Consider the following 13,005-nt stretch of genomic DNA (forward strand, 5'->3'; position numbering starts at 1 on the left):
GTTAAGCGAAACTCAAGGTTAAAAGAGAAAAACTGATCACATTATAAGCGGTTTTTTTGCCGGGTAGCCATTTGCGCTTCTGTCAAGACTGTTATTTAATGTGAAAAAACATAAATAGTCCGTAAGTCGCGGATGCCAATAGGAAATCGGTCGTGCTAGGGCTCTTCAATAAGAAAGCGAATACGCTACTCGGGATCGATATCAGTTCGACCTCCGTCAAGCTCCTCGAATTGAGTCGCTCAGGAAGCCGCTACAAGGTAGAGGCTTACGCTGTCGAGCCGCTCCCGCCCAATGCTGTGGTCGAGAAAAACATCGCCGAGCTCGAAGGGGTTGGGCAGGCCCTTTCACGCGTTTTGGCGAAAGCCAAAAGCGGCGTGAAAACGGTTGCTGTGGCCGTCGCCGGTTCTGCGGTGATTACCAAGACCATCGAGATGGAGGCCGGGCTTTCCGACGACGAGCTGGAAAATCAGCTGACGATCGAGGCCGACCAATATATTCCCTACCCGCTTGAAGAAGTGGCGATCGACTTCGAAGTGCAGGGGCCTTCCCCGCGCAATGCGGATCGCGTCGAGGTGCTGCTGGCGGCATGTCGCAAGGAGAACGTCGAAGTGCGCGAGGCCGCCCTGGCGTTGGCCGGGCTGACAGCCAAGGTGGTCGATGTCGAAGCCTATGCCTTGGAGCGTGCCTATGGCTTGCTTGTAGAGCAGATGGGCAGTGGTCGCGACGAGCTGACCGTAGCCGTCGTCGATATTGGCGCGACCATGACCACCCTCAGCGTTCTGCACAACGGGCGGACCATCTACACCCGTGAACAATTGTTTGGGGGCAAGCAGCTCACTGAAGAAATTCAGCGTCGCTATGGCCTGTCTGTGGAAGAAGCCGGTCTTGCAAAAAAACAAGGCGGTCTCCCGGACGACTACGACAGTGAAGTTTTGCAACCGTTCAAAGAGGCTGTGGTCCAGCAGGTCGCACGCTCCCTGCAGTTCTTCTTTGCTGCCGGCCAGTTCAATGATGTCGATTACATCCTGCTCGCCGGCGGTACGGCTTCCATTCCCGACCTCGATCGCCTGATCCAGCAAAAGATTGGCACGCAGACCCTGGTGGCCAATCCCTTTGCCGATATGGCGCTGAGCAGCAAAGTCAATGCGGGAGCCCTGGCCAGTGATGCGCCGGCATTGATGATCGCCTGTGGTCTGGCAATGAGGAGTTTCGACTAATGGCGCGGATTAACCTTCTCCCATGGCGCGAGCAACTGCGTGAAGAGCGCAAGCAGCGTTTTCTGGTCACGCTGGCCGGTGTCCTTGCTGTTGCTGCAGGCGTGGTGTTTCTTGGCGACCAGTATCTGAGCGGTGCAATTGAGCAGCAGAACGCTCGAAATGAGTTCGTGCGCAAGGAAATTGCCGTCTTGGATGCACGCATCAAGGAAATTAGCGAACTAAAGACGCGTCGCCAGCAACTTCTGGAACGGATGAAGATCATTCAGGATCTTCAAGGCAATAGACCCATTATCGGGCGCGTATTCGATCAGTTGGTTCGCACTCTTCCTGATGGTGTTTATTTCAGTGCCGTCAAAATGACGGCTAAAAATATCGCCATCGTCGGTGCGGCAGAGTCGAATAATCGAGTATCCAACTTGATGCGCAATCTTGATGCTTCTGAATGGCTCACCCAGCCTAACCTGACCGAGGTCAAGTCGGTTACGGCCGGTGCTGTAGATCAGGCCAATGTGTTCAAGCTGAGTGTGCAGCAAACGCAGCCGGCGCTTGAAACGCAGGAGGTCAAGTAATGAGCTTGAATGATTCGTTGGAAAGCCTGCGTCAAATAAACTTGAGCGATCTGGACTTTAATAACGTCGGTTCGTGGCCTGTGGCAATAAAATTTATTGCCAGTCTGCTCCTGCTGATAGTTGTGCTGGCGCTGGGATATAACTTTCATCTGAAAGACTTGCAGGCGGAGTTCGAGCGTAAGCAAGGTGAGGAGGCTTCGCTAAAGAGTCAGTTCGCTACGAAAGCCTTTCAAGCTGCGAACCTTGAGGCATACAAGGAGCAAATGGCGGAGATGGAGGTTTCCTTTGGCTCCATGCTCAAGCAGTTGCCCAGCGATACCGAGGTTCCAGGGTTGCTGGAGGATATAACCCGGACCGGCTTGGGGAGTGGTCTCGAGTTTGAGGAAATCAAGTTGCTGCCTGAAGCAACTCAGCAGTTTTATATTGAATTGCCTATTCAGATTAAAGTGGTCGGTAGCTATCACGATCTGGCAACATTTGTCAGTGGCGTGGCGAGCCTCCCCCGTATTGTGACGCTGCATGATTTCGAGTTGTTGCCATCGGCTTCGGATAGCAGTTCGACCTTGCGCATGAGTATCTTGGCCAAGACTTATCGCTACAATGATAAGGGGCTGGAAAAATGAAGTTCTCGAATTCGTTGTTAATCTGTGCTGTGCTGGGGTTGAGCGGTTGTGGCGCAAGTCATGATTTTTCCGATCTTCAGGCTTATATGGACGAGGTACGTGCACGTCCCAAAGGCTCTATTGAGCCCCTGCCAAAATTCCAGCCTTATGAAAGTTTTACCTACTCCGCTGCGTCAATGCGTAACCCTTTTCAGCCGCCTATCAAGATTGATATGACCAAGCGGGAGAAGGGTTCAAAGGATATTAAGCCTGACGAGTCGCGGACCAAGCAGTTTCTTGAAGACTTCAATATAGAAGTCTTTCAAATGGTTGGCACGCTCGCAAATGACGGTGGTGTATTTGCATTAGTCAGTGGTGCTGGCGGTGTCCATCGGGTCAAGGTGGGTGACTACTTGGGGCGTAATCATGGGCGCATTCTGGCCATTGATGAGTCGAAAATCGATGTGGTTGAAATCGTTCCAGATGGTGAAGGTGGCTGGCTGGAACGGCCGCGCAGCCTCTCCCTTAAGGAGCGCTCTTAATAAGAGCGGAGTGAATATGAAGAAAAATAACCGGTCTGCCCAACGGAACCTGATAATGAATAGCTCCCTTTCGCGTTTAGGTCTTTCCCTGTTGGCCGGGTTGTTGTCGCCATCGCTCCTGGCTGCGGATCTGCAGAAGCTTGATGTTGCGGCGCTGCCTGGCGACAAAGTCGAATTGAAATTGACCTTCGATGAGCCGGTGTTGGCCCCGCGTGGTTACACCATCGAGCAGCCTGCGCGCATCGCTCTGGACCTGCCGGGTGTATCCAACAAGCTAGGCGCGAAGAATCGTGAGTTGGGCGTCGGCAATGCGCGAAGTGTGACAGTCGTTGAGGCCAAGGATCGTACTCGGCTGATTATCAACTTGACCAATCTGGCACCCTACAACACCCGGGTCGAAGGTAATCACCTCTACGTGGTTGTAGGTGAGGGGGCTCGCACGGCGACGGCTGCTGTGCAATCTACCCCGGTTACCACTGCCGCGCCGGCCAAGGTTTATGCTCCGCAAGGGCGGGCTATCAGCAATATCGATTTTCAGCGTGGCGACCAGGGTGAGGGTAATGTCGTCATTACCCTGTCGGATGCTTCGGTGAGTCCTGATATTCAGGATCAGGGCGGCAAGATTCGCCTGGATTTTGCCAAGACCCAGCTCCCTGAGTCCCTGCGCGTACGCCTGGATGTGAAGGATTTTGCCACGCCGGTACAGTTTGTCAGCGCCAGCGGTTCGGCCGACAAGGCCAGTATCGTTATCGAGCCAACGGGGCTCTATGACTACCTGGCGTACCAGACCGACAACAAGCTTACCCTGAGCATCAAGCCCTTGACTCAGGACGATGTCGAGTCCAGAAAGGCCGAACGTTTCGCCTATACCGGGGAGAAACTCTCGCTGAATTTCCAGGATATTGATGTTCGTTCGGTGCTGCAGTTGATTGCCGACTTTACCGACTTGAATCTGGTTGCCAGCGATACGGTTGCCGGCAATATCACGCTGCGTTTGCAGAATGTGCCTTGGGATCAGGCCTTGGATTTGGTCCTGAAAACCAAAGGGTTGGATAAGCGCAAGATCGGCAACGTGTTGTTGGTCGCGCCGGCGGATGAAATTGCTGCGCGTGAGCGGCAGGAGTTGGAGTCGCAGAAGCAGATTGCCGAGCTTGCGCCGCTGCGTCGCGAGCTGATTCAGGTCAATTATGCTAAGGCCTCTGATATGGCCAAGTTGTTCCAGTCGGTCACCAGTGCAGAAGGTGCTGGTGATGATCGCGGCTCGATTACTGTCGATGACCGAACCAATAGTATTATTGCCTACCAGACACAGGAGCGTCTTGACGAGCTGCGTCGTATTGTTGCGCAGTTGGATGTGGCGGTTCGTCAGGTCATGGTCGAGGCGCGGATAGTCGAGGCTAATGTCGACTACGACAAGGCTTTGGGTGTCGAATGGCGCGGAGTGAGTGTTGGTGACAACAACTTCGCCGTGGGCGGAACCAATAGCCTGATCAAGGGCACCGATCCGCTGGAGATTCAAGCAGGAAACTTTGTCGATCTGGGGGTTGCAGGTGCGAACACCGGCCTGAACCTGGGCTTTATTACCAACAATACCCTGCTCGATCTTGAATTGTCCGCCATGGAAAAGACCGGCAACGGCGAGGTTATTTCCCAGCCAAAAGTAGTCACTGCGGACAAGGAAACCGCAAAAATCTTGAAAGGCTCAGAAATTCCTTATCGGGAGGCCAGTTCCAGTGGTGCGGCGACTACCTCTTTCAAGCAGGCGGCATTGTCGTTGGAGGTAACGCCACAGATTACGCCGGATAACCGTATCATTATGGAAGTCAAGGTCACCAAGGATGCGCCGGACTTTTCTAACGCGGCAGCCAGTCAGGGTGTTCCTGCAATCAGCAAGAATGAGGTCAATGCCAAGGTGCTGGTGGCTGATGGTGAAACCATTGTGATCGGCGGGGTGTTTACCAATACGCAGAGCAAATCGGTAGATAAAGTTCCATTCCTCGGTGATATTCCGTACCTGGGAACCCTGTTCCGGCGCGATGTGGTCAAAGACAGCAAGTCCGAGTTGCTGATTTTCCTCACCCCACGCATCATGAACAACCAAGCCGTTGCGGTGAGCCGTTGATTAAGTGCGTAATTTGATTCTTGTTGGCCCGATGGGTGCTGGTAAAAGCACCATCGGGCGCTTGCTTGCCAAAGAGCTGCGGTTGCCCTTCAAGGATTCGGACAAGGAGATCGAGCAGCGCACGGGGGCGGATATTCCCTGGATCTTCGATGTCGAGGGTGAGCAGGGTTTTCGTGATCGTGAGCAGGCAGTGATTGCCGAGTTGTGTGATGTGGATGGCATGGTGCTGGCCACCGGCGGTGGCGCGGTAATGCGCTCGGAGAATCGTGCAGCGCTACGCGGCGGCGGTCGTGTGGTGTATTTGCATGCCTCGGTCGAGCAGCAGGTCGATCGCACGTCGCGGGACCGCAATCGTCCTTTGCTGCGCTCGCCAAATCCCGGAAAAGTGCTAGCCGACCTGCTGGCTATTCGTGATCCCCTGTATCGCGAAATTGCAGATGTGGTAGTGGAAACCGATGAGCGCCCACCCCGTATGGTCGTTCAAGAGATACTGGAGCGCATCGAAGCGCTTCCTCCCCGTTAAAGCGCAGGCTGAACTGCGCTATCCTAGGGCCCTTTGCAATCTGGGGGCTTTATGCAAACTCTTCATGTCGAGCTCGGCGAGCGCACTTACCCCATTTATATCGGGAGCGACTTGCTGCGCCGTACGGATTTGTTGGCGGCGCATATCGCTGGCCGGCAGGTGGCCATTGTCACCAATGAAACGGTTGCCCCTCTTTATCTGGCTGCTCTGCAGCAGACGCTGGCAGGGTATAGCGTGACTTCTGTTGTCTTGCCGGACGGCGAGGCCTTCAAGACCTGGGAGACCCTGCAACTCGTGTTCGACGGCTTGCTGGGCGCGCGACATGATCGGCGCACGACTGTCATCGCCCTAGGGGGTGGTGTGATCGGTGATATGGCAGGCTTTGCTGCTGCTTGCTACCAGCGCGGCGTCAATTTTATTCAGGTGCCTACCACCTTGTTGTCCCAGGTTGACTCATCGGTGGGCGGCAAGACCGGGATCAACCATCCGCTGGGCAAGAATATGGTGGGTGCGTTTTACCAGCCGCAGGCAGTGTTGATTGATACCGCCACGCTGGCGACCTTGCCGGCTCGCGAGCTGTCCGCAGGTCTGGCTGAGGTGATCAAGTATGGGTTGATCTGCGACGAGCCATTTTTGTCCTGGCTGGAAGAGCATATGGCGGCATTGCGCGGTCTCGACCAGGCGGCGCTGACGGCTGCCATTGCCCGTTCCTGTGCAGCCAAGGCGCGTGTAGTCGCTGCCGATGAACGCGAGTCTGGCGTGCGTGCCACCTTGAACCTGGGGCATACCTTTGGCCATGCCATCGAGACCCATCAAGGCTATGGCGCATGGTTGCATGGCGAGGCCGTGGCGGCCGGAACCGTGATGGCGCTGGATATGTCCGAGCGTCTGGGCTGGATTTCCGCCGCCGAGCGTGATCGCGGCGTGCGTTTGTTCGTGGCGGCCGGGTTGCCGGTGGTTCCGCCGCTGGACATGACCCCGGAAGATTTTATGGAGCATATGGCCGTCGACAAGAAAGTACTGGATGGCCAGCTGCGCCTGGTTTTGTTGCGAGGTTTGGGGGAGGCGGTTGTCACTGCCGATTTTGCCCCCGAGGTGTTGAATGCCACGTTGTGCACAGATTATTCGGCGCAACTGGATCGGCTTAAAAATTAATGAGTGCACCATGACCAGTTTGCATGCTGACGAGGCGTTTCTCGATCATTACCACTTCACTCACGACCCCTTTGCTGCGCGAGTGCCGGGTTTCAAGTTCTATCCTGCGCAGCGCAAGCCTGTTCTCGGGCAGTTGCATCACCTGGCGCGCTACAGCCAGTTGCTGCTGGTGGTCAGCGGCCCTGAGGGCAGCGGTAAAACCCTGTTGCGTCAGGCGCTGGTGGCCAGTACCAATAAGCAGTCGGTGCAGAGTGTTGTGGTGTCCGCCAGGGGCGCGTCCGATCCTGCCAGTATTCTGCGTCTGCTTGCCCAGGGCTTGCAGGTGCAGCGTGGCGACCTGCCGTCGATTCTGGCTCAGGTTGGCCAGTTGGCGCTTACAGGGCAGGAAGTCTATGTCCTGGTCGATGATGCGCAAGACCTCAGTGATGCTGCGTTGAGCAGTCTGCTGAGTCTTGCTGCAGGCAATGCGGAGGGTCGCCCTCATGTATTCCTGTTTGCTGAGTCGGGCATTCTCTCGCGTCTCGAGCAGCTGGCGGCAGGCGAAGAGTGTTTTCATGTCATCGAACTGCAGCCCTACAGCGAAGAGGAGACACGCGAGTACCTGTCACTGAGGCTGGATGGGGCTGGGCAGGGCATCGAGATTCTCTCGGATGCACAGGTTGCCACTATCCATGAGCAGTCCGGTGGCTGGCCGGGGGCGATCAATCGTGTGGCGCACGAAACCCTGACCGACGCCATGCTGGCGGATCGCCGGGCAGCTGGCCGTAAAGGCGTCGCCTGGAACTTACCGAAAAAACATCTGTTGGCCCTGCTGGTCGTGAGTCTCGGGGTGCTGGCTGCCTGGATGATGCAAGGGCGCGAGGCGAGCGAGGAGAATGTGCCGGTTATCGCACAGCTACCGCTCGATCAGGCGGCAACTCCGGCACCTGCGACCGGGGCGGCGGTCCCCGACAACGCTGCGCCTTCCATTCAGTTCGAGGGCACCAGTCAGCCAATGCCCTTGCCTCTGGTGGGGGAAGCGCAGCCGGTTATTCGCCAGCCCCTGGCTCAGGCAGCAGGCCTGAGTAATGCGGAGGAGAGTGATGGCGCGGCTGGCGAAGGTGTCATCGATCTGCCCGTTCCCGCGCCTGTCGCTCCGGTTACGCCTGTGCCGGTAGCCGTAGCGCCGCCCGTGGTGGTACCCGAGCCTGTTAAACCTGCTCCTGCTCCTGCTCCTGCTCCTGCTCCGGTACGGGCACCTGTACCTGCACCGGCCAAGCCAGCTGCCCCTGTGGCCGCTGCGCAGCTTGCGGCTGTGAGTGGCTGGTACGCTACGCAGGCTGGCTCGCGTTATACCCTGCAGATTCTGGGTTCGCGCTCCGAGAGCGGCGCGCAGGCCTTTGTTCGCGAGCATGGTGCCGAGTATCACTATTTCCGCAAGCAGCATCAGGGGCAGCCGCTTTATGTGGTGACCTACGGCAGCTTTGCGACCCGTGATGCGGCGCAGGTGGCGCTGCGCAGCTTGCCGGCCAAGGTGCAGGCTGGTAAACCATGGCCGCGCAACTTTGCCGGTATTCAGCAGGAGATTGCTCAGGCACGCTAGGCTTCGCCTGTCGTGCTGACCGATGGGTCGCTAACACGACCTTTTGGTCTGTTCCTTCGTTTTCGCGACATAAGCTTTCACCGCTTCGTCACTTAGATTTGTGACGGTCTGGGTGGGTATGTACAATGACCACCCTTTCGCCTGCGCAAAGCTGGGGCTTAGTCCTGCGCGCATGGTAAGTGGTTGAATTAGAAAGTAATTGCCTTGTAATAGGCCGTCTGGTGAGAGTCCCTATGAAAGCAGGTTTGTACCGTCCTGATGAGTTCAAGGATAACTGCGGCTTCGGCCTTATCGCCCATATGCAGGGTGAGGCTAGCCATCACCTGCTGCAGACCGCGATTGAAGCCCTGACATGCATGACCCACCGTGGCGGGATCAACGCCGACGGTAAAACCGGTGACGGTTGCGGTCTACTGATCCAGAAGCCTGATGCTTTCCTGCGGGCCATGGCCCAACAGCATTTTGCCGTCGAACTGCCCAAGCAGTACGCCGTGGGCATGGTGTTCTTCAACCAGGACCCGGTTAAAGCCGAAGTTGCCCGCGAAAACATGAATCGCGAGATTCTCGCTGCCGGCCTGAGCCTGGTCGGCTGGCGCAAAGTGCCAATCGACACCAGCGTACTCGGCCGTCTGGCACTTGAGCGTCTGCCACAGATCGAGCAGGTGTTTATCGGCGGCGAAGGCCTGTCCGATCAGGAATTTGCGATCAAGCTGTTCAGCGCTCGTCGTCGTTCCTCGGTGAGCAACACCGCTGACAGCGATCACTACATCTGCAGCTTTTCGCACAAGACCATCATCTACAAAGGCCTGATGATGCCGGCCGATCTGCAGCAGTTCTACCCGGATCTGGGTGATGAGCGCCTGCAGACCGCCATTTGCGTCTTCCACCAGCGCTTCTCCACCAACACTCTGCCGAAGTGGCCGCTGGCTCAGCCGTTCCGCTTCCTCGCGCACAACGGTGAAATCAACACCATCACCGGTAACCGCAACTGGGCCCAGGCGCGTCGCCTGAAGTTCGCCAACGACCAGATCTTCGATCTCGAAGAGCTCGGCCCGCTGGTCAACCGCGTGGGTTCTGACTCCTCGAGCATGGACAACATGCTCGAGCTGATGGTCACCGGTGGCATCGACCTGTTCCGCGGCGTGCGCATGCTGATTCCGCCAGCCTGGCAGAACGTCGAAACCATGGACGCCGACCTGCGCGCGTTCTACGAATACAACTCCATGCACATGGAGCCCTGGGATGGTCCTGCCGGTGTGGTTCTTACCGATGGTCGCCACGCCGTGTGCCTGCTCGACCGTAACGGTCTGCGGCCGGCGCGTTGGGTGACCACCAAGAATGGTTACATCACCCTGGCTTCGGAAATCGGTGTGTGGAATTACGCGCCGGAAGACGTATTGGCCAAAGGCCGCGTTGGCCCAGGGCAGATTCTCGCGGTAGACACCGAAACCGGGCAGATCCTCGGCAGCGACGACATCGACAACCGTCTGAAGTCGCGTCATCCCTACAAGCAGTGGATGCGCAAGAGTGCCCAGCGCATTCAGGCGACCCTGGAAGACAACGATCACGGTTCGGCGTTCTACGACCAGGATCAGCTCAAGCAGTACATGAAGATGTACCAGGTCACCTTCGAGGAGCGTGATCAGGTGCTGCGTCCGCTGGGCGAACAAGGCCAGGAAGCAGTCGGCTCCATGGGTGACGACACGCCGATGGCCGTGCTCAGCCAGCGCGTGCGCTCGCCGTACGACTACTTCCGTCAGCAGTTCGCCCAGGTCACCAACCCGCCGATCGATCCGCTGCGTGAAGCCATCGTCATGTCGCTGGAGATCTGCCTCGGTGCCGAGCGCAATATCTTCGAAGAGTCGCCAGAGCACGCCGCTCGCGTGATTCTCAGCAGCCCGGTGATTTCGCCGGCCAAGTGGCGCGCCTTGATGAACCTGGATCGTCCAGGCTTCGAGCGTCAGCTGATCGACATGAACTACGACGAGTCGATCGGTCTGGAAGCTGCCGTGCGCAATATGGCCGATCAGGCTGAAGAAGCCGTGCGCGCCGGCAAGGTGCTGCTGGTTCTGTCTGATCGTCATATCGCCCCGGGCAAGCTGCCGGCTCACGCCTCGCTGGTTACCGGTGCGATTCACCACCGCCTGACCGAAAAAGGCCTGCGTTGTGACTGCAACATCCTGGTCGAGACTGCGACTGCCCGCGATCCGCATCACTATGCAGTGCTGCTCGGCTTCGGCGCGTCGGCGGTCTATCCGTTCCTCGCTTACGAAGTGCTGGGCGACCTGATTCGCACCGGCGAAGTGCTCGGCGATCTGTATGAAGTGTTCAAGCACTACCGCAAAGGCATTTCCAAAGGCCTGCTGAAGATCCTGTCGAAGATGGGTATCTCCACCGTTGCCTCCTACCGTGGTGCGCAGCTGTTTGAAGCGGTCGGCCTGGCCGATGACGTCACCGAGCTGTGCTTCCGGGGTGTGGCCAGCCGCATCAAGGGCGCGCGCTTCGTCGATATCGAAGCCGAGCAGAAGCTGCTGGCGCATGAGGCCTGGAACGCGCGCAAGTCGATTCAGCAAGGCGGCCTGCTCAAGTTTGTCTACGGCGGCGAGTACCACGCCTACAACCCGGACGTGGTCAACACCCTGCAGGCTGCTGTGCAGCAGGGCAGCTACGAGAAATTCAAGGAATACACCACGCTGGTCGACACCCGTCCGGTGTCGATGCTGCGTGACCTGCTGCAACTGAAGCTGGCCGATCAGCCATTGGCGCTGGATCAGGTCGAGCCGCTGGGCGAGATTCTCAAGCGCTTCGACTCCGCCGGGATTTCCCTCGGTGCGTTGTCACCTGAAGCCCATGAAGCCATCGCCGAGGCGATGAACCGCCTGGGCGCGCGCTCCAACTCCGGTGAGGGCGGCGAAGACCCGGCTCGCTACGGCACCGTGCGCAGCTCGAAGATCAAGCAGGTGGCCACTGGCCGTTTCGGTGTAACCCCGGAATACCTGGTCAACGCCGAAGTGCTGCAGATCAAGGTAGCCCAGGGTGCCAAGCCCGGTGAGGGCGGCCAGCTGCCGGGCGGCAAGGTCAACGGTCTGATCGCCAAGCTGCGTTACGCAGTGCCAGGCGTGACCCTGATTTCGCCACCGCCGCACCATGACATCTATTCCATCGAAGACCTGGCGCAACTGATCTATGACCTCAAGCAGGTCAACCCGGCTGCTCTGGTATCGGTCAAGCTGGTGGCGGAAGCCGGTGTTGGCACCATCGCCGCCGGTGTGGCCAAGGCCTATGCCGACCTGATCACCATCTCCGGTTACGACGGTGGTACCGGCGCATCGCCGCTAACCTCGATCAAGTACGCCGGCGCGCCGTGGGAACTCGGCCTGGCCGAAACCCACCAGACCCTGCGCGGTAACGACCTGCGCGGCAAGGTGCGGGTACAGACCGACGGCGGCTTGAAAACCGGCCTGGACGTGATCAAGGCCGCCATCCTTGGTGCCGAGAGCTTCGGCTTCGGTACTGCGCCGATGATCGCCCTGGGCTGCAAATACCTGCGTATCTGTCACCTGAACAACTGCGCCACCGGCGTGGCCACCCAGAATGACAAGCTGCGCAAGGATCACTTCATCGGCACCGTCGAAATGGTGATGAACTTCTTCACCTATGTCGCCGAAGAAACCCGCGAGTGGCTGGCCAAGCTGGGCGTACGTAGCCTGGAAGAGCTGATCGGGCGTACCGATCTGCTGGAGATGCTGCCGGGCGAAACCGCCAAGCAGGGGCATCTGGACCTGACGCCACTGCTCGGCAGCGACCACATTCCGGCCGACAAGCCGCAGTTCTGCCTGGTTGATCGCAACCCGCCGTTTGACGAAGGCCTGCTGGCCGAGAAGATGGTCGAGCTGGCCAAGTCGGCGATCGATGCTGCCAGCGGTGCTGAGTTTGATCTGGAAATCTGCAACTGCGACCGTTCCATTGGTGCCCGTGTCTCCGGTGAAATCGCCCGCAAACACGGCAACCAGGGCATGGCCAAGGCACCGATCACCTTCCGCTTCAAGGGCACTGCGGGCCAGAGCTTCGGCGTGTGGAACGCCGGGGGTCTGAACCTGTACCTGGAGGGCGACGCCAACGACTACGTCGGCAAGGGCATGACCGGCGGCAAGCTGGTGATCACCCCGCCGAAGGGCAGCCCGTTCAAGACCCAGGACAGTGCCATCATCGGCAACACCTGCCTGTACGGTGCCACTGGCGGCAAACTGTTCGCCGCCGGTACCGCGGGCGAGCGTTTCGCCGTGCGTAACTCCGGTGCACACACCGTAGTGGAAGGCACTGGCGACCATTGCTGCGAATACATGACTGGCGGCTTTGTCTGCGTGTTGGGCAAGACCGGCTACAACTTCGGTTCCGGTATGACCGGCGGTTTCGCCTACGTGCTTGACCTGGATAACAGCTTCTACGACCGCGTTAACCACGAACTGGTGGAAATTCAGCGGATCAATAATGAGTCGATGGAGGCTTACCGTAGCCACCTGGAGCGCGTGCTCGCCGAGTACGTCCAGGAAACATCGAGTGAGTGGGGCGCGACCCTGCTGGAAAACCTGGACGACTACCTGCGCAAGTTCTGGCTGGTCAAACCGAAGGCGGCAAGCCTGAAGTCGTTGCTCTCCAGCACCCGTGCCAACCCGCAATAAGAATGCGCCTG

The 13,005-nt window shown here is 58.1% G+C and carries 9 protein-coding genes; all 9 read left to right on the forward strand.

Translation table 11 applies throughout. From position 1 onward, the window contains the following. Window positions 1-152: 152 nt before the first annotated feature. The 9 genes from WMW70_RS01675 to gltB all read left to right on the forward strand — a co-directional run bounded on the left by WMW70_RS01675 (window position 153) and on the right by gltB (window position 12,994). A complete protein-coding gene (locus WMW70_RS01675; RefSeq protein WP_341435783.1) occupies window positions 153-1,217 on the forward strand; it encodes a pilus assembly protein PilM in 1,065 nt (354 codons plus the stop codon). After that, a complete protein-coding gene (pilN, locus tag WMW70_RS01680; RefSeq protein ID WP_341435784.1) occupies window positions 1,217-1,786 on the forward strand; it encodes a type 4a pilus biogenesis protein PilN in 570 nt (189 codons plus the stop codon). The genes WMW70_RS01675 and pilN overlap by 1 nt, the downstream gene beginning before the upstream one ends. After that, on the forward strand, window positions 1,786-2,409 hold the full coding sequence (gene pilO, locus WMW70_RS01685; protein WP_341435785.1) for a type 4a pilus biogenesis protein PilO: 624 nt from the start codon (window positions 1,786-1,788) through the stop codon (window positions 2,407-2,409). The genes pilN and pilO overlap by 1 nt, the downstream gene beginning before the upstream one ends. Continuing rightward, window positions 2,406-2,930, forward strand: a complete 525-nt coding sequence (pilP, locus tag WMW70_RS01690) for a type 4a pilus biogenesis lipoprotein PilP (protein ID WP_341435786.1) — start codon at window positions 2,406-2,408, stop codon at window positions 2,928-2,930. The genes pilO and pilP overlap by 4 nt, the downstream gene beginning before the upstream one ends. A gap of 55 nt (window positions 2,931-2,985) precedes the next feature. Continuing rightward, window positions 2,986-5,052 (forward strand): type IV pilus secretin PilQ, encoded by a 2,067-nt coding sequence (pilQ, locus tag WMW70_RS01695; protein WP_341435787.1) that lies wholly within the window; start codon window positions 2,986-2,988, stop codon window positions 5,050-5,052. Window positions 5,053-5,056: 4 nt separating this feature from the next. Continuing rightward, the gene (gene aroK, locus WMW70_RS01700; protein ID WP_341435788.1) at window positions 5,057-5,575 is read left to right on the forward strand and encodes a shikimate kinase AroK; all 519 of its coding nucleotides are present in this window, start codon (window positions 5,057-5,059) and stop codon (window positions 5,573-5,575) included. Between the two features lie 51 nt (window positions 5,576-5,626). Further along, entirely contained in the window at window positions 5,627-6,730 is a 1,104-nt protein-coding gene (aroB, locus tag WMW70_RS01705; RefSeq protein ID WP_341435789.1) for a 3-dehydroquinate synthase, read from the forward strand. A 10-nt stretch (window positions 6,731-6,740) separates the two neighbouring features. Beyond that, window positions 6,741-8,312: an AAA family ATPase gene (locus WMW70_RS01710; protein ID WP_341435790.1), complete on the forward strand. Its 1,572-nt coding sequence runs from the start codon at window positions 6,741-6,743 to the stop codon at window positions 8,310-8,312. Between the two features lie 233 nt (window positions 8,313-8,545). Beyond that, window positions 8,546-12,994: a glutamate synthase large subunit gene (gene gltB / locus WMW70_RS01715; protein WP_341435791.1), complete on the forward strand. Its 4,449-nt coding sequence runs from the start codon at window positions 8,546-8,548 to the stop codon at window positions 12,992-12,994. Window positions 12,995-13,005: the final 11 nt, after the last annotated feature.

Origin of the sequence: Pseudomonas sp. XK-1 (assembly GCF_038069885.1) — a bacterium.
Classification (GTDB): Bacteria; Pseudomonadota; Gammaproteobacteria; order Pseudomonadales; family Pseudomonadaceae; genus Aquipseudomonas.

What these genes read in the sequence shown, in the direction of transcription:
- aroB (WP_341435789.1), top strand. Translation starts at nt 5,627, where the DNA reads ATGCAAACTCTTCATGTCGAGCTCGGCGAGCGCACTTACCCCATTTAT.
- gltB (WP_341435791.1), top strand. Translation starts at nt 8,546, where the DNA reads ATGAAAGCAGGTTTGTACCGTCCTGATGAGTTCAAGGATAACTGCGGC.
- pilQ (WP_341435787.1), top strand. Translation starts at nt 2,986, where the DNA reads ATGAATAGCTCCCTTTCGCGTTTAGGTCTTTCCCTGTTGGCCGGGTTG.
- WMW70_RS01710 (WP_341435790.1), top strand. Translation starts at nt 6,741, where the DNA reads ATGACCAGTTTGCATGCTGACGAGGCGTTTCTCGATCATTACCACTTC.
- pilO (WP_341435785.1), top strand. Translation starts at nt 1,786, where the DNA reads ATGAGCTTGAATGATTCGTTGGAAAGCCTGCGTCAAATAAACTTGAGC.
- pilP (WP_341435786.1), top strand. Translation starts at nt 2,406, where the DNA reads ATGAAGTTCTCGAATTCGTTGTTAATCTGTGCTGTGCTGGGGTTGAGC.
- pilN (WP_341435784.1), top strand. Translation starts at nt 1,217, where the DNA reads ATGGCGCGGATTAACCTTCTCCCATGGCGCGAGCAACTGCGTGAAGAG.